This is a genomic window from Herbiconiux sp. (assembly GCF_023264895.1).
In the GTDB taxonomy this organism is placed as follows: domain Bacteria; phylum Actinomycetota; class Actinomycetes; order Actinomycetales; family Microbacteriaceae; genus Herbiconiux.
On record NZ_JAHFUY010000032.1, the window covers coordinates 1 to 19,782 of the forward strand.

The 19,782-nt window shown below is 72.4% G+C and carries 16 protein-coding genes; 9 read left to right on the forward strand and 7 right to left on the reverse strand.

Features of this window, described 5'->3' with window-relative positions; all coding sequences use genetic code 11:
- From Q0D57_RS07275 to Q0D57_RS07290, 4 genes are all read left to right on the forward strand, one after another.
- Positions 1-1,679: class F sortase (locus tag Q0D57_RS07275; protein WP_291040449.1), on the forward strand; the 1,679-nt coding region annotated here is incomplete at its 5' end.
- A gap of 67 nt (positions 1,680-1,746) precedes the next feature.
- Entirely contained in the window at positions 1,747-2,532 is a 786-nt protein-coding gene (locus tag Q0D57_RS07280; RefSeq protein WP_291040451.1) for a polyprenol monophosphomannose synthase, read from the forward strand.
- 43 nt (positions 2,533-2,575) lie between these two features.
- Positions 2,576-3,889 (forward strand): MFS transporter, encoded by a 1,314-nt coding sequence (locus Q0D57_RS07285; RefSeq protein WP_291040453.1) that lies wholly within the window; start codon positions 2,576-2,578, stop codon positions 3,887-3,889.
- Positions 3,879-4,367 (forward strand): hypothetical protein, encoded by a 489-nt coding sequence (locus tag Q0D57_RS07290; protein ID WP_291040457.1) that lies wholly within the window; start codon positions 3,879-3,881, stop codon positions 4,365-4,367. The genes Q0D57_RS07285 and Q0D57_RS07290 overlap by 11 nt, the downstream gene beginning before the upstream one ends.
- A 46-nt stretch (positions 4,368-4,413) precedes the next feature.
- On the opposite strand, the gene Q0D57_RS07295 is transcribed toward Q0D57_RS07290, so the two are convergent.
- Positions 4,414-6,279 carry a glycoside hydrolase family 15 protein gene (locus tag Q0D57_RS07295; RefSeq protein WP_291040460.1) on the reverse strand — a complete coding sequence of 622 codons (1,866 nt, stop codon included), beginning with the start codon at positions 6,277-6,279 and terminating at the stop codon, positions 4,414-4,416.
- A 77-nt stretch (positions 6,280-6,356) separates the two neighbouring features.
- On the opposite strand from Q0D57_RS07295, the gene Q0D57_RS07300 reads away from it, so the two are divergent.
- Positions 6,357-7,250 (forward strand): SDR family oxidoreductase, encoded by an 894-nt coding sequence (locus tag Q0D57_RS07300; RefSeq protein WP_291040462.1) that lies wholly within the window; start codon positions 6,357-6,359, stop codon positions 7,248-7,250.
- A 7-nt stretch (positions 7,251-7,257) separates the two neighbouring features.
- Here Q0D57_RS07300 and Q0D57_RS07305 read toward each other — a convergent pair whose 3' ends face one another.
- From Q0D57_RS07305 to Q0D57_RS07325, 5 genes are all read right to left on the reverse strand, one after another.
- Positions 7,258-8,115 carry a hypothetical protein gene (locus Q0D57_RS07305; RefSeq protein ID WP_291040464.1) on the reverse strand — a complete coding sequence of 286 codons (858 nt, stop codon included), beginning with the start codon at positions 8,113-8,115 and terminating at the stop codon, positions 7,258-7,260.
- The gene (locus Q0D57_RS07310) at positions 8,115-9,368 is read right to left on the reverse strand and encodes a CoA transferase (RefSeq protein ID WP_291040467.1); all 1,254 of its coding nucleotides are present in this window, start codon (positions 9,366-9,368) and stop codon (positions 8,115-8,117) included. The genes Q0D57_RS07305 and Q0D57_RS07310 overlap by 1 nt, the downstream gene beginning before the upstream one ends.
- Positions 9,365-10,378, reverse strand: a complete 1,014-nt coding sequence (locus Q0D57_RS07315) for a hydroxymethylglutaryl-CoA lyase (protein ID WP_291040470.1) — start codon at positions 10,376-10,378, stop codon at positions 9,365-9,367. The genes Q0D57_RS07310 and Q0D57_RS07315 overlap by 4 nt, the downstream gene beginning before the upstream one ends.
- 4 nt (positions 10,379-10,382) lie before the next feature.
- On the reverse strand, positions 10,383-11,663 hold the full coding sequence (locus Q0D57_RS07320) for a hydroxymethylglutaryl-CoA reductase, degradative (protein ID WP_291040472.1): 1,281 nt from the start codon (positions 11,661-11,663) through the stop codon (positions 10,383-10,385).
- Positions 11,664-11,809: 146 nt separating this feature from the next.
- A complete protein-coding gene (locus Q0D57_RS07325; protein WP_291040475.1) occupies positions 11,810-13,783 on the reverse strand; it encodes a helix-turn-helix domain-containing protein in 1,974 nt (657 codons plus the stop codon).
- Positions 13,784-13,936: 153 nt separating this feature from the next.
- Here Q0D57_RS07325 and Q0D57_RS07330 point away from each other — a divergent pair, with 153 nt between their 5' ends.
- A complete protein-coding gene (locus tag Q0D57_RS07330) occupies positions 13,937-15,340 on the forward strand; it encodes an MFS transporter (protein WP_291040479.1) in 1,404 nt (467 codons plus the stop codon).
- Between the two features lie 31 nt (positions 15,341-15,371).
- Here the strand turns inward: Q0D57_RS07330 and Q0D57_RS07335 are convergent, their stop codons facing one another.
- Positions 15,372-15,563, reverse strand: coding sequence for a hypothetical protein (locus tag Q0D57_RS07335; RefSeq protein ID WP_291040482.1), 192 nt, complete (start codon positions 15,561-15,563; stop codon positions 15,372-15,374).
- A gap of 115 nt (positions 15,564-15,678) precedes the next feature.
- On the opposite strand from Q0D57_RS07335, the gene Q0D57_RS07340 reads away from it, so the two are divergent.
- From Q0D57_RS07340 to Q0D57_RS07350, 3 genes are all read left to right on the forward strand, one after another.
- Positions 15,679-17,292: an FAD-dependent oxidoreductase gene (locus tag Q0D57_RS07340; protein ID WP_291040486.1), complete on the forward strand. Its 1,614-nt coding sequence runs from the start codon at positions 15,679-15,681 to the stop codon at positions 17,290-17,292.
- 90 nt (positions 17,293-17,382) lie between these two features.
- Complete coding sequence (locus tag Q0D57_RS07345) at positions 17,383-19,002, forward strand: carboxylesterase/lipase family protein (RefSeq protein WP_291040489.1); 1,620 nt, start codon at positions 17,383-17,385, stop codon at positions 19,000-19,002.
- Between the two features lie 28 nt (positions 19,003-19,030).
- Entirely contained in the window at positions 19,031-19,705 is a 675-nt protein-coding gene (locus tag Q0D57_RS07350) for a TRIC cation channel family protein (RefSeq protein WP_291040507.1), read from the forward strand.
- Positions 19,706-19,782: the final 77 nt, after the last annotated feature.

A 19,782-nucleotide genomic window follows, 5' to 3' on the forward strand; every position in this document is an offset into this window, starting at 1 on the left:
TGGGAGCCGTGGCGGCGCTCGTGGCCGGCTGCTCGGCCGGCGCACGGGGTGGCGGCGCGGGCGACGACACGGCTGCCACCTCGGGGCCCGGCGGCGCCAATCGCAGCGCAGACGAGCTCTCCGAGGCCTTCCTCGCCGAGTGGGTCGACGACGACGGCCGCGTGGTGCGCCGCGACCAGGGCGACGACACCGTCAGCGAAGGCCAGGCCTACGGCCTGCTGCTGGCCGCAGCCGTAGGCGACGAAGAGCGCTTCGACGCCATCTGGCAGTGGACCCAGGATGAGCTCGTGCGCCCCGACGGCCTCCTCGCCTGGCAGTGGGCCGACGGCGCGATCGTCGACGACGAGCCCGCCTCCGACGCCGATCTCGACGCCGCCCGTGCGCTCGTGGTGGCGGGCGAGCGCTTCGACCGCCCGGAGCTCACCGAGCAGGGCGACGAGCTCGGCGCCGTGATCCTCGACGAGCTCACCGTCGAGACGGCCCTCGGCCGGCTCCTCCTCCCCGGTCTCTGGGCCGCCGAGACGGAGCCGTACGCCTACAACTCCTCCTACGCCTCGCCGGTCGCCTTCGACATCCTCGGCCGGAGCTCGGGCGACCCCCGCTGGGCGGAGCTCGCCGAGGGCTCGCGTGCCGCCACCACTGCGGTGCTCGCGAAGAGCGAGCTCCCCTCCAACTGGAGCCAGGTGCACGCCGACGGCACGGTCGATGCCCTGGCCGGCCCGAGCGCCGCCGCCACCGTGGATGCCGCATCGACCACCGGCGGGGTGGAGTACGGCTACGACGCGGCCCGCCTCCCCATCCGCTATGCGGAGTCGTGTGATCCCGACGACACGGCGCTCGCCGCTCAGCTGCTGCCGGCCCTCGATCGCGAGCCCCGGGTGGCCGCCCAGCTCGATCTCGGCGGCACCGCGGTGACCCGCGACGAGCATCCGCTCGGCTACGCGGCTCGTGCGGCGTCGTACGCCGCGAGCGGCGAGGTGGGCAGGGCCTACGGGGACCTCGAGACGGCCGACCGCCTCGACCTCGAGACCGGCACCTACTACGGAGCCGCGTGGTCGGCGCTCACCGCGCAGCTGCTCACGAGCGACAGCCTCGGCGGCTGCGCGCCTCTCGGTGGTGAGGACGCCAGAGCGGGCTCTGCAGCAGGCGACGCGAGCACCGCTCCGGATGCCTCAGCGGCCGCGGCGGGGCGCATGCAGGATCCTGATCTCAGCTCGTCCTCCGCAGCCGTCTCCGACGCGCTGCCCGTGCGGGTGCGCGTCCCCTCGATCGGGGTCGAGTCCGGCCTCGAGTCGCTCTCCCGCGACAGCACCGGCTGGATCCAGCCGCCCGTCGACTTCGCGAGCGCAGGCTGGTATCGCGACGGCGTCGTGCCCGGCCAGACGGGCCCGGCGGTCATCGCGGGCCATGTCGACTCCGCCGTGGGACCCGCCGTGTTCTACGACCTCGCCGGACTGCCCGAGGGTGCGGAGGTGATCGTCGACCTCTCCGACGGCTCGAGCGTGACCTTCGCGGTCGACGGGCGGCTGCAGGTCCCCAAGAACGACTTCCCTACGGAGCAGGTCTACGGCCCCACTCCCGATTCGCAGTTGCGACTCGTGACGTGCGGTGGCGCGTTCGACGACTCCACCGGCCACTACACCGACAACGTGGTGCTCTTCGCCACCAAGATCGGCTGATTCGCTCCAGCCATCCGCTCCAGCCATCCGTTCCATCCCTCCGATCACCTCGACGAAAGGTGCCGCCATGGTCTCAACGCTGGTCGTCATGCCGACCTACAACGAGAAGGACAACCTCGAACCCATCGCCCGCCGTGTGCTCGCCACGGGAGTCGCCGACCTCCTCGTGGTCGACGACTCCTCGCCCGACGGCACCGGCGACATCGCCGACCGTCTGGCCGGCGAGCACCCGGAGGTGCACGTGATGCATCGAGCGGGCAAGGAAGGGCTCGGGGTGGCCTATCTCGCGGGCTTCGCCTGGGCGCGCGAGCACGGGTACGACGTCATCGTCGAGATGGACGCCGACGGGTCGCACCAGCCCGAGGCTCTTCCGGGCATGCTCGGTGTGCTGGACGGCAGTGACGTCGTTCTCGGCTCCCGCTGGGTGCCGGGCGGCGAGGTGCGCAACTGGCCGAAGCGGCGTGAGCTGCTGAGTCGCGGCGGCAACCTCTATGCGCGGCTCGCCCTGGGCATCGCGGTGAAGGATGCCACGGGCGGCTACCGCGCCTACCGCACCACCGCGCTCGACCGCATCGGCCTGACGGGCGTGCAGTCGCAGGGCTACTGCTTCCAGCTCGACCTCGTCTGGCGGGCGCTGCAGGCCGAGCTGCGGGTCACGGAGGTGCCGATCACCTTCGTGGAGCGCACGGCGGGCGTCTCCAAGATGAGCGGACCGATCGTGCGGGAGTCGCTCGTGCGGGTGAGTCTGTGGGGGCTGAAGCGCCGCGCCATGGCGGTGGCCGAGCTCCTCCTGCACGGTCGCCGACTGCCGTCGGTGCGTGCGCGGTCGAGAGTCGTGCACCTGCCCGCCTGAATCCCTCTCGACCGGTGTCGGGGGTCATGTGTACGCTGTTCACATGACCGCAGACCAGACCGTCCAGGAGCACTGGAAGCGCAACGTGGCGCTGTTCCTCAGTGGGCAGACCATCTCGCTGTTCGGCTCCATGATCGTGCAGTACGCGGTCATGTGGTACGTCACCTTCGAGACCAGATCGGGCCTCGCCATCGCGCTCTACGCCCTCGCGGCGTTCCTGCCGCAGGGGGTCGTGTCGATCTTCGGCGGCGTGCTCGCCGACCGCATGAACCGGCGGGTGCTCGTCATGCTGGCCGACGGCACCATCGCCGCCGTCACGCTCGTGCTCGCCCTCCTCATGCTCAACGGAGTGACCGATCTGTGGATCATCCTGCTCGCCGTCGCGGCCCGCTCCATCGGGGCAGGGGTGCAGACGCCGGCGGTGCAGGCGATGATCCCGCAGATCGTGCCCGAGGAGCAGCTCATGCGGGTCAACGGGCTGTTCCAGACCATCCAGTCCGCCATGGCGCTGCTCGCGCCCGCGGCCGCCGGCGCCGTGTTCGGGCTCTTCGGCATCGTGCCCGTGTTCTTCATCGACGTCGTCACGGCGGTCATCGGCATCGTCTTCCTCGCCTTCGTGGCGGTGCCCACCCTCGCCACGATCGCCGAGAAGACCTCGAGCTACCGCGAAGACCTCGTGGAGGGCATGCGCTACATCTGGACGCACCGGATCGTGCGCTGGCTGCTCGTCGTCTTCGCCATCATCTTCCTGCTCACCGTGGCTCCCTCGTTCATCACCCCACTCATGGTGGCGCGGACGTTCGGCAGCGAGGTCTGGATGGTCACGGTCCTCGAGGTCGCCTTCAGCGTCGGCATGCTGCTCGGCGGCGTGCTCGTGTCGACCGTGCTGGCCAAGCGCAGCCGGATCGGCCTCATCATCGGCTCCACCTTCGGCTTCGCGGTGGCGAACGTGGGGCTCGGCCTCAGCCCGAACCTGTGGGTGTTCTACGCCTTCATGTTCGTGTTCGGCCTCGGCGTGCCGCTGTTCTCGGCGCCGTTCATGACCCTGGTGCAGGAGACCGTCGATCCGGACAAGCACGGTCGTGTCTTCAGCTACGTCGGCATCGTGATGGCGCTCGCGACCCCCATCGGCATGACGGTGTTCGGGCCCCTGGCCGACGTCATCAGCGTGCAGCTGCTGCTCATCATCGGCGGGGTCGCGACGGTGCTCGTGATGGTGGTGGCCATCCTGCTGCCGTCGGGCCGCGCCGCCATCCGCGCCGCGAACGCCACGCAGCACACGGAGGAGGGCGAGGAAGACGGCAAGGGGGTGCCGGACGACGTCGATCAGGAGCAGGCTCGATCGTATGACCGATGAACCGATCGACGACCGAGACAGCCCTGCATCCGCGTCCCCCATCGCATCCGGATCGCCCGTGGTCGAGCCCCGCGGGCGTCGCCCACCGGGGGTGAGCGACGAGACCGTCGCCGCCCTCGGCAAGCTCTCCGAGGCGCTCGAGGTGGTGGAGCAGGCCCGCGGGATGCTCTACGGCTTCCACCGGCTCACCGGCACGGCCGACCTCGCGCTCGGCGAGGCGGTCGAGGGGCTCCGCGCTGCCGGCCACGGTGCGCTCGCCGACCAGATCGACCGCACGCTCGTGGGCCGCAACGTGCTCGAGGGGCGCTGGACCTTCCAGATCGTGGAGGAGTACGACGCGGGCTACTACGCCGCCTTCCGCGCCGCCGACGAGTCGGCCCGCGAGGCACTCGCCGACGGTCGCCGGCACATCTTCGAGGCGGAGATGAAGGAGGAGCGCCGCACCCAGGGCGACCCGGGGCACGAAGCCCGGCCGTAGCGGCTGTTGCCGACGGGCGAGGAGCCCGGACGTGGACCGCCGGGGGCTACCGCTCCTCGGGCTCCTTCCCGTCGAGCACGTCGCGGAGCGCCACCGCGGCGTCGATGAGCGCCAGGTGGCTGAGCCCCTGCGGTAGGTTCCCGAGGAACGAGTGGTCCTCGGCCGAGATCATCTCGGCATAGAGGCCCACGTCGTTCGCCAGCCCGACGAGCTCGTCCATCCGCCTCCGTGCCTCGTCGACGCGGCCGTGCCGGGCGAAGGCCTCGACCAGCCAGAAGGCGCAGGCCACGAACGTGCCCTCCTCCGCCGACACCCCGGAGTAGCGGTAGAGCAGGGGGCCCGCCGAGAGCTCCTCGTCGATCCGCGCGACGGTCTGCTCGAGCCGGTCCCGGGGCCCGAAGTCGCGCGCCGCGTGCAGCAGGATCGACGCGTCGAGGGCATCGGTCTCCGGATGCATCGTGTACGCGCCGCGTTCGGGTGACCAGGCCTCCTCGGCCAGCCACTCCTCGATCAGGGCGCGGTTGCGGCGCCAGTGCTCGAGGTCGTCGTCGGTGGGCTTGATCTCGCCAATCGAGGCGAGGTGCAGGGCGTCGGTGATGGCCTGCCAGCAGCCGATCTTGCTCGAGGTGTAGTGGTGCTCCTCGGGCAGCTCCCACATGCCGGAGTCCTTCTTCTGCCAGTTGCGGCAGGCGGCGTCGGTGAAGGCCACGAGCAGCTCGCTCGTGCGCTCGTCGAGGATGTTGCCGGCCTCGACGTAGCGCCGCATGATGCCCACCACGTCGGCGAACACCCCGAGCTGCAGCTGGCCCGAGGCGTCGTTGCCCTCGACCACCGGGCCGATGCCCATCCAGCCCTCGGCCGGCACCTCGTGCACCTCGCCCTTCCGCGGGCCTGTGGGCACCGTGCCGTCGAGCTCGAAGAAGATGTGCAGGTCGCCGTCGAAGTCCTTGAGCGTCTTCAGCACCCACGACACCGCCGCGTGGGTCTCCTCGCGCAGTCCGAACCGGATGAGGGAGCCCACCGTGTAGGCGAGGTCGCGCACCCAGGCGAAGCGGTAGTCGTAGTTCTTGCCGCCCCGCAGGTTTTCCGGCAGGCCCGTCGTGGCGGCAGCGGCGATGGCGCCCGTGGGGCTGAAGATGAGGAGCTTGAGGGCGAGCGCGCTCCGCACCACGGCGTCGGACCACGGGCCCTCGTAGCCGAACTCCTCGAACCAGCTCTCCCAGCTCGCGACCGTGCGGTCGATGCCCCGGTCCACGTTGTACGGATCCGGCACGTGGATGGGCTCGTCGTCGGTGCCGCAGAGCGCGAAGAGGTGGCGCGATCCGGGCGCGGTCGTGAAGGCCCCGAAGAACGACAGCGGGCCGTCCGGGAACCCGTCGGAGGGCTCGTGCGGATCGAGCCTGCCGTGCTCGAAGCCCACGAGCACGAGGTCGATGTGGCCGGCGCGGAGGATCGGGCCGTGCACGGTGTCGACGCGGGACACGGGCTCGGTTCCGTCACCGAAGATGCTCCCGGGCACGACGGCCCAGCGCATCGGCACCTCGCCCTCGACCCCGTCGATGCGGCGGGCGAGCTCGAGCCAGGGCAGTCGTCCGGCGACCCCCGTCACGAGGGCGTCGGTCACGGTCACCGTGCCGGTCGAGGTGCGGAAGGTCGTGCGGAGCACGTTGCTCGACGCCACGTACTCGCGCGAGGTCTCGAAGCCGTCCTCCTGCGGGCGCAGCTCGATCCGGCCGCCCCCCTCCGCGTCGACCAGGCCGGCGAACACCGGAGGGGTGTGCAGTGCCGGCACGGGCATCCAGTCGACCTGGCCGTCGGAGGCGATCAGGGCGACGGTGCGCCCGTCGCCGATCGCGGCGTAGTCGCGCAGGGGAATATACGCGCGCGACGGCGCGATGTCGGGTCGGGTCACTCTCTCCTGACTACGCCCCCTGAGCATCCCCGGCAAGCCCCGCGCGGGCGGGCGGGCGCCGTCGTACGGTCGAGCGCATGGCTACGAACATGTACACCCCGCAGGATCCGACCACGCAGTACCCCCGCCCCCCGTTCCCTCCCCAGCAGCAGGAGGCGCCCGGTGATGTGCGCACGATGGAGCCCGCCCCCGACCACGGCGAGACGAGCTACGTCGGCAGCGGCCGCCTGGCCGGCCGCAAGGCCCTCGTCACCGGAGCCGACTCCGGCATCGGCCGCGCCGTCGCCATCGCCTACGCCCGCGAGGGCGCCGACGTCGCGCTCAGCTACCTCCCCGAGGAGCAGGCCCAGGCCGAGGAGGTGGCCGCACTCATCGACGCGGCCGGGCAGACCGCTCTGCTCCTCCCCGGCGACCTCCAGGACGAGGCCCAGAACAAGCACGTGATCGCCGAGACCGTCTCGGTCTTCGGCGGCATCGACATCCTCGCCATCATCGCGGGCGTCATGCCGACGGTCGACAGCATCGACGACTTCGAGACCGAGCAGCTCGACCGGGTGCTGAAGACCAACATCTACCCGCTGTTCTGGCTCACCAAGGCGGCCTCGCCGCACCTGAAGCCCGGCGCCTCGATCGTGACCTGCTCGAGCATCCAGGGCTACGTGCCCTCGCCGTCGCTCGCGGAGTACGCGGTCTCGAAGGCGGGCATCGCCAACTGGACCCGGGCGATGGCCCAGCAGCTCGCCGAGCGCGGCATCCGGGTCAACGGTGTGGCCCCCGGCCCGATCTGGACGCCGCTGCAGCCCTCGTCGGTGCCGAACGAGAAGATCGAGTCGTTCGGCGAGGACACGCCGCTCGGCCGCGCCGGGCAGCCGGTGGAGCTCGCGCCCCCGTTCGTGTTCCTCGCCTCGCAGGAGTCGAGCTACGTCTCGGGCGAGACCGTGGCGGTCACGGGCGGATCGCCCACGCACTAGAGCGCGGCTACCAGCTCACGACGCCCCGGGCGGCCAGCGTGCCGTCCGGGGCGAGCGCGAGCACCTCCGTGCTGCCGTCGGGCAGATCGTGGCCCGTGATGGTGATCGGGCGGTCGACGAAGAGCGGCGCCTTGGAGCGGAAGCCGAACGCGGTCGCGCGGCGCTCCGGATGCGCGGCCGACGCCGCGTCGAGCAGCAGCATCCGGGTGAGCGGGCCGTGCACGAGCAGGTCGTCGAGCCCCTCCACCTCGCGGGCCCAGGCCCGGTCGTAGTGCACGCGGTGCGTGTTGAAGGTGAGCGCGGAGTACCGGAAGAGGTGGCGCGAGTCGAGCACGCGCTCGTGCCGCCACCAGTCTGCGCCGACCTCGACGGGCGCCGGCTGCGCTGTCTCTGCTGCCGGCTGTGTCGCCTGGGCCTGCGCTGCCGGCGCTGCCGGTGCCGCCTCCAGGAACACGTCGTGCCACACGCTCCGGATGCGCAGCTCGCCGCCCACCCGGTACTCCCGCACCGCGTCGGCGAACACCAGCCGGCCGCTCCGGCCGTTCTTCTCGGCCACCTCGCCGAGCACGGTGGTCTGCGTGACCTCCTCGCCGAAGCGCAGCGGCGCCACGAACTCGGTGTCCTCGCCCGCGAACATGCGCCGCGGCAGCCCGAAGTCGGGGATGACGTCGGCCGTGCCGTCGGGCGAGCCGTCGGCACGCAGCCGGTCGAACGGCTCCGCGAACGGGAAGTACACGCCCTCCCAGCCGGCGGGCAGCTCACTGCCCGGTCCGGGCGCTGCCGCTGCCGCTGCGAACGTGTCCCGGTACCCGGCCGCGGGCACGAGCCCCAGCACCTCGGTGCGCACCACGGAGCTCGCGGCCATCACACCACCCCGCGCTCGCGGAGCCCCGCGATCTTCTCCGGCGAGTAGTCGGCGAGTCCCTCGAGCACGATGTCGGAGTGCTCGCCCATGCGGTTCGCCACCCGGGTGGGGTCGGCGGGCGTGGCGCTGAGCTTCACCGGCTGCCCGAACATGCGCAGCGTGCCGAAGTCGCCGTAGTCGGCCTCGACCACCATCTCGCGCTCGGCCGTCCCCGGATCCTCGACCACGTCGCCGATCGTCTTCACCGCCGTGAGCGGGATCAGGTCTCCCGCGAGCTCCTCGAGCTCGACGCGGGTGCGGGAGGCGAACCACGAGGTCACGAGCGGCTTGATGCGGCGCCCGTAGACCTCCTCGTCGAATCGCTTGCGCATGGTGTCGATCTCGGGGTCGGTCGCGGCCTCCGGCGTGCCGAACAGCTCGCACGACGCGCGCCACAGCTTGTCGGTGTAGCCGCCGAAGAAGACCTGGCCGTCGGCGCAGGGGAACAGCTCGTAGGGCCGCACCCACGCGTGGGCGTTGCCCGAGGGCGAGGCCACCGTGCCGTCGACCGTGTAGTCGACGACGGCGGTCTCCGTCATGGCGATGATGCTGTCGACCTGCGCCACGTCGACGAGCTGGCCCTCGCCGGTCTGCTCGGCGTGGCGGAGTGCGGCGAGCGTGCCGATCACGCCGAAGAGCGTGGCCGAGAGGTCGCCGATCGTCACGCCCACCCGCACCGGGGGCTGGTCGGCGTAGCCGTTCATCGACCAGAGGCCGCCCGCGGCCTGGGCGGTGTTGTCGAAGGCGGGTCGCCGGCTCCGCGAGCCGGTCTGGCCGTAGCCCGAGATGGCCGTGTAGACCAGCCGCGGGTTGATCGCGTGCAGCACCTCGTAGCCGAGCCCGAGCTTCTCCATCGTGCTGGGGCGGAAGTTCTCCACGAGCACGTCGGCCTTGGCCACGAGGTCGCGCAGCACCTGCTTGCCCTCGTCGCTCTTGAGGTCGAGGGCGAGGCCCAGCTTGCCGCGGTTGTACTGCGCGTAGTAGCCGCTGAACTCCTCGTCGCCCGAGGTGAGGTAGGGCGGGAAGCCGCGCGAGACATCCGGATCGGCCGGGTTCTCGATCTTCACCACGGTCGCGCCGAGGTCGGCGAGCATCGTGGCCGCGTAGGGGCCCGCGAGCACGCGCGAGAGGTCGAGCACGAGCACGCCGCTGAGGGCGCCCGGCGTGGGGGAGAGGGGGCCGGGGAGGAGCGTGAGGGGGCTGGGGGTTGTCATGCGGCTGTTCCTTGCGACGGGTTGCGGGAGGTCTGCACGGCGGTCTGCGCCTTCACCACGCGGGAGGGCACGGGGCGGCCCAGCTGCGTCGCCATCCACTGCGAGGTGGCGACGAGGGCGTCGAGGTCGAGCCCCGTCTCGATGCCCATGCCGTGGAGCATCCAGACCAGATCCTCGGTAGCCAGGTTACCGGCGGCCCCCGGGGCGTAGGGGCAGCGGCCGAGGCCGCCCGTGCTCGCGTCGAACTCGGCGACGCCGAGCTCGAGCGCCGCGAGCACGTTGGCGAGCGAGAGGCCGTAGGTGTCGTGCAGGTGCAGCGCGATGGCGTCCACGGGCACGCCCTCGGCCCTCGTGAGCCCGATCATCTGGCGCACGTGGTTCGGGGTGCCGGTGCCGATGGTGTCCGAGAGGGCCACGGTCTCGCAGCCGGCCGCGTGCAGCCTGCCCGCGAGCTCGGCCACGCGCTCGGGCGCGACGGGCCCCTCCCACGGGTCGCCGAAGCACATCGAGAGGTAGCCGCGCACGGGCACGCCCTCCTCCGCCGCGCGGGCGGCGACCTCGGCGGCGCGCTCGAGGGAGCCCTCGGCGGTGGTGTTGAGGTTGGCCGCGGCGAAGCTGTCGGTGGCGCTCACGACCACCGAGACCGAGCGGATGCCCGCCGCGAGAGCGCGGTCGAGCCCCCGCACGTTGGGCACGAGGGCCACGGTGCGGGCTCGCCCGTCGAGCTCGCCCGAGGCGGCGAGGGAGGCCACGACCTCCTCGGCGTCGGCGAGCTGCGGGATCCAGGCGGGCGGCACGAAGCTCGTGACCTCGAGCTGCGATACCCCGGCGGCGAGGAGCCGGCGGCAGAACTCGACCTTGGTGGCGGCGGGGAGGATGTCGGGCTCGGCCTGCAGGCCGTCGCGGGGGCCGACCTCGAACACCCGAACGGCGGTGGGGAGCGCGCCGCTGAGCGTCGAGGGGGGCGTGGGCTGGGGCCGGGGGAGCCAGAGCGCCTGGTCGCGGGTCATCCGCTCAGCCCACCGGCGAGCCGGCGCGGAGCTCGGCCAGCACGGCCTGGGCGTGGTCGAGCCGGATGCGCTTCTCGCTCACGATGCGGGCGGCCACCGCCCCCACCTCGTCGGCCGTCGCCCCGGCCGAGGCCGCGATGGTGCGGGCGTGCAGGGTCATGTGGCCGCGCTGGATGCCTTCGGCGGCCAGCGCGCGGCACGCGGCGAGGTTCTGCGCGAGCCCCACGGCGGCGATCACGCCGGCGAGCTCGGCGGCCGTCTCCACGCCCAGCAGCGTCACCGCCGCCTGCGCCACGGGGTGCACGCGGGTGGCGCCGCCCACGAGGCCCACCGCGAGCGGCACCTCGAGGGTGCCCACGAGGTTGCCGTCGGCGTCCTTCTCGAAGCGCGAGAGCGCGGTGTAGCCGCCGTCGCGGGCGGCGTGCGAGTGGCAGCCCGCCTCGACCGCACGCGTGTCGTTGCCGGTCGCGAGCACCACGGCGGTGATGCCGTTCATGATGCCCTTGTTGTGCGTGGCAGCGCGATACGGGTCGGCGGTGGCGAAGGCGCTCGCGCGCACGATGTCGTCCACAACGTCGGGCCCACCGAGCAGCTCGGCGTCGAACACGCCCCGCACCCGGGTGATGCGGCGGTCGGCCTTGTTGCTGAGGATGCGCAGGAGCGCCCGCCCGCCGCTGAGTTCGGCGAGACGAGGAGCGAGGGCCTCGGCCATCGTGTTGACGGCGTTGGCGCCCATGGCGTCGCGCACGTCGACGATGAGGTGGGCGATCACGTGCACCCCGGTCGAGGTGGGCACGAGCCGCACCTCGAGGTCGCGCGCGCCGCCGCCGAGGCTCACGAGCATCGGGTCCTGGGCGTCGGCCGTGGCGAGCAGCTCGTCCCGGGCCTCGAGCAGCCGGAGCCTGGCGCCGTCGGGGTCGACGGTGTCGACGAGCTGGATCTGGGCGATCATCACGTCGCCCGTGGTCGAGGTGCGGAAACCGCCGTGCACGCGCGCCATGCGGGCCGCGTTCGAGGCCGCGGCCACGACGCTCGGCTCCTCGGTGGCCATCGGCACGAGGTAGTCGCGGTCGTTCACGCGCAGGTTGGTGGCGACCCCCACGGGGATGCCGATCACACCGATGGCGTTCTCGATCATGTGGTCGGCCTTCTCCACGCCGAGCCCGTTCTCCGGGTCGAGCGCCTCGAGCACGGACTCGTCGATCCCGGCGTTCGAGGCCACGACGGCCCGTCGTTCGCGGGGAGTCGAGTCACGCAGGCCAGGGATGCGGCTGTTGATCGCCAATGATCCTCCTCAGCGGATGCGGGCCGGCCTCTGCGCCGGCGCCACACGCATCGCGCTCCTACGACGGTATCGACAGGGATCACGGCGCCCTATGGAGCGATCGCTCACGCATCCGGGGAGATCATGGAGGAATCACCCATGCGCCGTCAGCGTGGCGGTGCCGCGCCGACGAGCTGATCACGGAGCTCGTCGAGGCGCACGGCGATGCCGAGTCGGAAGAGCCGCTCGTCACCCCGCCAGTCGTCGCCGAGCACGCGGTCGAGCCGGTCGAGGCGCTGCAGGATCGTGTTGGTGTGGAAGGTGAGGTGCCGGGCCGTGCGGGTGGGGCTCGCGTTGCAGCGCACGAAGGCGCGGAGGGTGCGGAGGAGCTCGGTGCCCCGGTCGTCGTCGTAGCGCCGCACAGCGCCGATGGTGCCGTCGATGAAGGAGCGGAGCGCCCGCTCGTCGGTGTCGAGGACGGCCGAGTAGGGCAGGTAGTCGTCGGTGTCGGCGAGGAGGTCGTCGACCCCGAGCGCGGCGAGCAGGCGCGCGGTGCGGCGTGCGGCCTCGAACGCTGAGACGAGGTCGGCAGAGCGCGGGGCCCGCACGGCGAGAACCGGAGCGCTGACGGCCGCGGCGGCGCGCATCCGGAGCTCGTCGGCGCCTGGGGCTGCCGGCTGGGGGTCGGGGCCCCCGGCGGCGTCGCGAGGCCCGCCGTCAGGAACCGATCCGGAACCCGGGGCGAGCACCACCACGAGCCCGTTGTACTCGCCCACGAGGCCGCGCGGCCCCACGAGCCCGGCGAGGGCGCGCGAGGCGGCGGCCCGGTGCTCCCCGGGCACCGAGAAGGCGGTGAGCGAGTCGAGCTCGTCGACCACCACGCCGAGCCTCCTGGCACGGCGCTCCACGTCGCCCCGCCGCTGCGGGTCGGCCGCCAGCAGCTCGGCCACGAGCTCGCTCTGCACCCGGTGCTCGGCCTCGGCGACGGCCTGCTGCTGCAGGGCGAGGAGTGCACCCACCTGGGCGGCGCGCTCGATGGTGCGGCGGTCGACGGGGCCGAGCGCGAACTCGCCGTCGCCGAGCAGCACGGCGCCGAAGCGCTGGGTGCCGGCCACGAGCGCCGACACCGCGCGCACCGCGCCCTGCTCGCCGAGCAGCACGCAGTGCCCCGAGTGCCGGCTCTCCTCCACCGCCGCCCTGGTCTCCGCGTCGAGCTCGAGCGCGCCCCGGTCGAGGAAGCCGCCCGCGGCCGCGATCACGACGCCGTGCTCGTCGATCACCGCGACGGCCCGGCGGAGGGCCGACGAGAGGGTGCCGGCGAGCGGGGCGAAGCCGCCGCCCGCGAGCACCGCGTGCACGAGCTCCTGGTGCACGGTGTTCGAGCGGTCGCGCTCGGCGAGGTGCTCGGTGAGCCGGTCGAGGGCGCGCCTCGCCTCGTCCTCCGAGCGCTGCAGGCTCCGCAGGGTGCGGGCGGTCTGCAGCACGATCGAGGCGTGGTCGGCGAGGGCCGAGAGCAGCGCGATCTGCTCGGGCGCGAAGCTGTACTCGGCGCGGGTGGCCACGAACAGCACGCCGAGCACGTCGTCGCCCGAGAGCATCGGCACGCCGAGCATCGAGACGATCCCCTCGGCGTTGACCGCGGCGTCGATCGAGGGGTCGTGCCGCTCCTCGCGGTACTCGTCGTAGCGCAGCACGGTGAGCGGTGCCCGCGTCTCGACCACGACGCTCGCGAGTCCCCGCCCGGGCGGCACCCGCAGCGTGCGGAAGGCGGGGCTCACCGATCCGGTCGTGGTGCGCACGTTGAGCTCCCGGGTCACCGGGTCGAACTCGGAGAGGTAGGTGAGGTCGCTGCCCATCATGTCGTGGGCGCGCTCCACGAGCCGGTCGAGCAGCGCGGCGCTCTCGCGCACCTCCGCGAGCTCGCGCGCACTCGAGAAGAGCGCCGTGAGCTCCTGCTCGCGCCGCCGCAGCCGCACGTGCTCGCGCTGGGCGCGGCCCACGGCGTCGGCGAGCCGGCGTCCGTCGTCGCCCACGATGCCCACGGCCGCGAGGGCGTCGTAGAGCTCCGCCGTGCTGCGGCCGGAGTCGCCCTGGGCGGCCTCCAGCAGTGTGGTCACGGCGGTCGTGGCGTCGATGCTCATGGGTACATCATTCACCGGAACGAACGAATGGTGTGCGATCGGCACATGGGAGGCCGACGGGCGTCGTGGTTAGTCTGGGGCCGCGCCACCGCGCATCCGCTTCCCGCACCACGGCTCGCCCCCGCACCAAGGCCCTACGCACGAAGGAGTGTCATGGCAGTTCACAACGACATCGACGCGGCAGGACTCGACTCCCGCCAGCAGCGTCGTCACGCCATCATCGGAAGCTCGGTCGGCACCGTCATCGAGTGGTACGACTTCATGCTCTACGGCCTCGCATCGGCGCTCGTGTTCGCGCCCCTCTTCTTCGGCGACGGCGGTGTGGCCGGCACGCTCGGTGCGTTCGCGACCTTCGCCGTGGGCTTCGGCGCCCGCCCGATCGGCGGCCTGATCTTCGCCCACTTCGGCGACAAGGTGGGGCGGAAGGCGACCCTCCTCGTGACGCTGCTCACCATGGGCATCGCGACGACGCTGATCGGCCTGCTGCCGACCACGGAGTCCATCGGCATCTGGGCTCCGATCGCCCTCATCGTGCTGCGCATCTTCCAGGGCGCGGGCGCCGGCGCCGAGTTCGCCGGGGCGATGACCATGGCGAGCGAGTCGGCCGGCACCAAGAACCGCGCCTTCACGGCGGGCTTCCCGGGCGGCGCCGTCTACGTGGGCATGGCGCTCGCCACGGCCACCTTCGCCATCCTCACCGCCGTCATGCCGCCCGAGGTGTTCCTCGCCTGGGGCTGGCGGCTGCCCTTCATCGCGAGCATCGTGATCGTGGCCTTCGCGCTCTACTTCCGCCTGCGGGTGAAGGAGACGGCCGCGTTCGAGCACGCCGAGCAGGAGGGCGTCGTGAAGAGCGCCCCGCTCGTCGAGGCCGTGCGCAGCCACTGGCGGGTGCTGCTGCCCGGCATGGCGCTGTTCGTCTTCGCGCTGCCGTGGGTCTACGTGGTGCAGACGTTCTCGATCTCGTACATGACCGGCACGCTCACCGTGGAGCCCACCTCGGCACTCATCGGCCTGATCGTGGCCGAGCTCCTCACCATCCCCGCCGCCCTGCTGTTCGGCAGGCTCGCCGACCGGATCGGCCGGAAGCCCGTGCTCATCGGGGCCGCGATCTTCGCGATCGTCTTCGCCTACCCGATGTTCATGCTCTATCTCACCGAGTCGACCATCCTCATCGGGATCGGCCTCGTGCTCGGCCTCGCGATCATCCAGGGCGCCACCATCGGCGTCTCGGCGGCACTCCTGGCCGAGGTGTTCCCCACGAACATGCGCTGGTCGGGCATCGCCATCTCCCGCGAGATCCCCGCCGCGCTCGTGGGCGGCACCGCCCCGCTCGTGGCCACCTGGCTCGTCTCGATCTCCGGCGGCACGCCGTGGCTCGTGGCCGGCTACCTCGTGGTGCTCAGCGTGATCGGGCTGATCGGCATCATGTTCCTGCCCGAGACCCTGCAGAAGGCGGGCCAGGCGCGCACCGGCTCGTTCGCCGAGTCGGATGCGAAGGCGGAGGCGGCCGAAGAGGCCCGCGCCTCGCAGCGGGCACGGGCCTCCTCGCGGGGGTAGAGCGGGTTTCTGCCGCCTACTCCACGGCCGCCTACTCCTCGTAGCCGAGGTTGTCGTTGAGGACCTCGACGTCGTCGTCGAAGACGGGGTCGACGTCCTCTTCGTCGGTCACCGTGGCGTCGTCGTCGATGTCCTCGGCCTCGCCGGGGTCGACCGACTCGGGGTCTTCGGGGATGGGGGTGTCGAGGATGTCCTCGTCGGCGCGGTCGATGGGGTCGGACATGGTGTCTCCTCAGGTGTCGTGGCGTGCGGTTCCACCGTAGACACGATCGCCGGGCCGTGGCGAGCCGTGCCGATCGGCCGTGCCGCTCAGGGCGTCGCGGGAGTTCACTGGGGAGATGACCACCGACTCCGACGACCGCACCGGCACCGCCCTCTTCCGGGCCCGATCGCTGTGGCGGAGCGGGCGGGAGCCGATCCCGACCCAGCCGTTCGTGGCGGGGATCGTCTACGACGACGTCGTGGTCGGCGCCGGCATCACGGGCCTCAGCACCGCGCTCATGCTCGCCGAGGCCGGGCGCTCGGTCGTCGTGCTCGAGGCGGAGGACGTGGGGGCGCTCGCCACGGGCAACACGACCGGCAAGATCTCGCTGCTGCAGGGCAGCCGGCTCTCCACCATCCGCCGGCACCACTCCAAGCGGGTGCTCGAGGCCTACGTCGACAGCAACCGCGACGGCCAGGAGTGGCTGCTGGAGTTCTGTGAGCGCGCGGGCGTGCAGGTCGAGCGCCGCACGGCCTACAGCTACGCGCAGCAGGCCGGGGGCGACTCCGCCTCCGCCGTGGAGGCCGAGCACCGCGCCGCCCGGGAGGCGGGCCTTCCGGCCACCATCGTCGAGGGCGGCCAGGAGGTCGACGTCCCGTTCCCCTTCGCCTACGGCGTCGCTCTGCCGGGGCAGGCCCAGTTCGACGCCATGGAGGCGCTCGGAGCCCTCGCGGCGGCGTTCGTCGCGGCCGGCGGCCGCATCCACGACGGCACGCGCGTGGTGGGGGTCACCGCCTCCGAGCCGTGCCGGGTGCGCACGACGCGCGGCGAGGTGCAGGGCCGCACGGTCGTGCTCGCCACGGCCACGCCCATCCTCGATCGCGGTCTCTACTTCTCCAAGACGCACGGCCTCCGCTCGTACGGCGCCTCCTTCGAGGTCCCGGATGCGGGCACCGAGGGTCTCTCCGAGGGCATGTTCCTCTCGATCGGCGACGACGACCCGGATCGTTCCCGGTCGATCCGCACCGCGCCGGCCCGCCTGATCGGGCGCGACTCCGGCGACCTCCTCGTGCTCGGCGGCAACGGGCATCCGGTGGGCCGCCCCGGCGACTTCAGCGAGCAGCAGCGCCTCGACGACCTCGCGGAGTTCGCCCGCTCGATCCACCCGGATGCCCGGCTCACCCACAGCTGGTCTGCGCAGGACTACGAGTCGCACAACCTCATCCCGTTCGTCGGTCTCCTGCCACGCGGACGCGGGCGGGTCTACCTCGCCACGGGCTACGCCAAGTGGGGCCTCACCAACGGCGTCGCGGCGGCGCTGCGGCTCCGCGACGAGATCCTGGGCGTGCCGCGGGTCGAACGGCGGCACTGGCACCGGGTGCTCGGCACGCGCATCACGAAGCCGGCCGACCTCGGCCGCGGGGCGAAGGACGGCGCGATCGTCGGCGTCTCGATGACCCGCGGATGGCTGGGCGCCTCGACGCGGCCGGTCCCGGTTCCCCGGCCGGCCGAGGGGGAGGGCGTCGTGGCGGCCTCCCGCGGAGTGCCCGTGGGGATCTCGACGGTCGACGGCGTGACCTGCGCCGTGCGGGCCGTGTGCCCGCATCTCGGCGGTGTGCTCGAGTGGAACGACGCCGAGCGCAGCTGGGACTGCCCGCTGCACGCCTCCCGGTTCGCGGCCGACGGGGCGCGGATCGAGGGCCCGGCGGTGAAGGACCTGCCTGTGCTGCCGCGGACGCGGACGCGCTGACGGCGGGGCTGACGGCGGTGGCCGCTCCGTCAGGGGTGCTCCCCCCGGCACGCTGGCCGTCCGTCCAGACGCGCTCGATAGCATTCGGGCATGACGCGAGCAGGCACCGAGTCCCTGATCCGGCAGACCACGGCGGGGGCCGTGCGCGGAATGCGCGAGCGCAAGCGCGATCCCCGCGACCGGGAGGCCACGGGTCACGACGATCCAGGCCGCACGGTGCTGAGCTGGAAGGGCATCCCCTTCGCGGCGGCCCCCGTGGGCCCCCTCCGTTTCCGGCGCCCGCAGCCCCCTGAGCCCTGGGAGGGCACGCGCCCCGCCACCCGCTTCGGGCCGATGGCGCCCCAGCGCGTGCTCAAGTCGATGGAGGTCGTGCCGGGCGTCGGCGTCTCGGAGGACTGCCTCACCGTCAACGTCTGGGCACCCGCGGGAGCGGCGCCGGGGTCGAAGCCCGTGATGGTGTGGATCCACGGCGGCGGCTACTTCCAGGGCTCCACGGCCCAGCGCTTCTACGACGGCCGCAACCTCGCCTCCGAGGGCGACGTCGTGGTGGTGAGCCTCAACTACCGGCTCGGTGTCATCGGGTTCGTCGACTTCACGACGGTCGCCGAGAGCGGCGAGACCACGTCTGCCTCAGCGGCCGGCGAGAGCGCTGCCTTCGACTCCAACCTCGGCCTCCGCGACCAGATCGCCGCCCTCGAGTGGGTGCGGGAGAACGTCGCGGCGTTCGGCGGCGACCCCGGCAACATCACGCTGTTCGGGGAGTCCGCCGGGGGTGCGTGCGTCATCGCGCTCATGGCGTCCCCGCTCGCCGACGGGCTCTTCCACCGCGCCATCGCGCAGAGCGCTCCCGTCACGAGCGTCTACGGCCGCGACCGGGCGGCCGCCGTCGCCCGGCGCTTCCTCGGCATCGTCGGCATCGAGCCCGCCGACGCCCACCGGCTGGTGGAGCTCGATCCGTTCGCCCTCGTCGACGCCGGGGGCGAGCTCGTGCACGAGGTCTCCGGCGAGGTGCCGGGAACCCTCGCGCTCGCGCCGATGCACGGCGACGACGTGCTGCCGGAGTACCCGCTCACGGTGTTCCGCGAGGGCCGCGCCCCACGCATCCCGCTCATCATCGGCACCAACCGCGACGAGTCGTCGTTCTTCAAGCTCATGCGCTCGCCGCTCCTGCCGATCACCCCCGAGGCGGTGAAGCAGATGTTCCTCGAGATCGCGAGCGACCGGCCCGAGTTCGAAGACGCCGCCGAGCGCATCACGGCCGCCTACCCGGCCTACCCGCGGCGGTCGACTCCCGCCGAGGTCTCGCGTGACGCGGGGTTCCGGATGCCCTCGATCTGGCTCGCCGAGGCGCACAGCCGCCACGCGCCCACCTGGATGTACCGCTTCGACCACGCCACACCGCTCCTGCGCATCACGGGCATCGGAGCCACCCACGCGGCCGAGCTCGCCTACGTCTTCGGCTCGTTCGCGCCCTGGGGCAAGGATCTCGTGTTCCGTCTCGGCGGCCGGGCCGAAGCCCTGCGGGTGAGCGAGCGCATGCAGGCGCACTGGCTCGCGTTCGCGCGCACGGCTGCTCCGGAGCCGACCTGGCCGCCCTACGACGAGCACGCCAGGAGCACGCTCATCATCGACAAGGACGACAGCGTGGAGCACGATCCCGACGGAGTCGTGCGCGAGGCCTGGGGGCCGGAGATCCTCGCGTTCCGCTGATCCGGCGCGGCCGTGCTATTCATGGAGCATGGTCGCCGAGCAGTTCATCACCCCGTTCTGGCTCGACCTCGCCGCCACGGGCCTCGGCAGCGTGCAGGGCGCCATGTTCGCGGCGCAGTTCAAAGACCGCCGCCTCGACCTGCTGGGGGTCGGCGTCATCGGCCTCGTGGCGGGAACCGGCGGCGGAATGCTCCGCGACCTGCTGCTCAACCAGACCCCGGTGTCGCTGTCGAACAATTGGTTCATCCCCGTCGCCGTGCTCGCCGCGCTCGTGGGCATGCTGCTCGAGCGCCTGTTCTCGCGGCTGAACGTCTCCATCACCATCCTCGACGCCGTGAGTCTCGGCCTCTTCTGCGCCATCGGCACGAGCAAGGCCCTCGCCCTCGGGCTGCCCATGGTGCCCGCGATCTTCGTGGGCATGGTGGCCGCCGTGGGAGGAGGCATCCTGCGCGACATGCTGCTCGGGATGCCGATCGGCGTCATGCACGTCGGCTCGCTCTACGCCGTGGCGGCGGGCGCCGGGGCGGTGTTCCTCGCGGTGTCGACGGCGGCCGGGATGACGGTCGAGTTCGGCGGGGTCGGCTGCGTGATCGTGACCACGGTCATCCGGCTGCTCGCGGTGCGCTTCGGCTGGAGTCTGCCCGAGCAGCGCGCCATCAGCACGCTGCGACGCCTGCGGCTGCGGCGACGGTCGGGCGACTGAGCCCGCGCCGAACCCGCCCTGAGTCGGCACTGAACGTTTTCGCACCCCTCTCCGTTGACCCCGGATGAGGACGACGG

Coding starts and splice junctions, on each gene's coding strand:
- Q0D57_RS07335 (WP_291040482.1), bottom strand. CDS start 15,563: ATGTCCGACCCCATCGACCGCGCCGACGAGGACATCCTCGACACCCCC.
- Q0D57_RS07340 (WP_291040486.1), top strand. CDS start 15,679: ATGACCACCGACTCCGACGACCGCACCGGCACCGCCCTCTTCCGGGCC.
- Q0D57_RS07300 (WP_291040462.1), top strand. CDS start 6,357: ATGGCTACGAACATGTACACCCCGCAGGATCCGACCACGCAGTACCCC.
- Q0D57_RS07350 (WP_291040507.1), top strand. CDS start 19,031: ATGGTCGCCGAGCAGTTCATCACCCCGTTCTGGCTCGACCTCGCCGCC.
- Q0D57_RS07330 (WP_291040479.1), top strand. CDS start 13,937: ATGGCAGTTCACAACGACATCGACGCGGCAGGACTCGACTCCCGCCAG.
- Q0D57_RS07310 (WP_291040467.1), bottom strand. CDS start 9,368: ATGACAACCCCCAGCCCCCTCACGCTCCTCCCCGGCCCCCTCTCCCCC.
- Q0D57_RS07285 (WP_291040453.1), top strand. CDS start 2,576: ATGACCGCAGACCAGACCGTCCAGGAGCACTGGAAGCGCAACGTGGCG.
- Q0D57_RS07315 (WP_291040470.1), bottom strand. CDS start 10,378: ATGACCCGCGACCAGGCGCTCTGGCTCCCCCGGCCCCAGCCCACGCCC.
- Q0D57_RS07280 (WP_291040451.1), top strand. CDS start 1,747: ATGGTCTCAACGCTGGTCGTCATGCCGACCTACAACGAGAAGGACAAC.
- Q0D57_RS07325 (WP_291040475.1), bottom strand. CDS start 13,783: ATGAGCATCGACGCCACGACCGCCGTGACCACACTGCTGGAGGCCGCC.
- Q0D57_RS07290 (WP_291040457.1), top strand. CDS start 3,879: ATGACCGATGAACCGATCGACGACCGAGACAGCCCTGCATCCGCGTCC.
- Q0D57_RS07305 (WP_291040464.1), bottom strand. CDS start 8,115: ATGGCCGCGAGCTCCGTGGTGCGCACCGAGGTGCTGGGGCTCGTGCCC.
- Q0D57_RS07345 (WP_291040489.1), top strand. CDS start 17,383: ATGACGCGAGCAGGCACCGAGTCCCTGATCCGGCAGACCACGGCGGGG.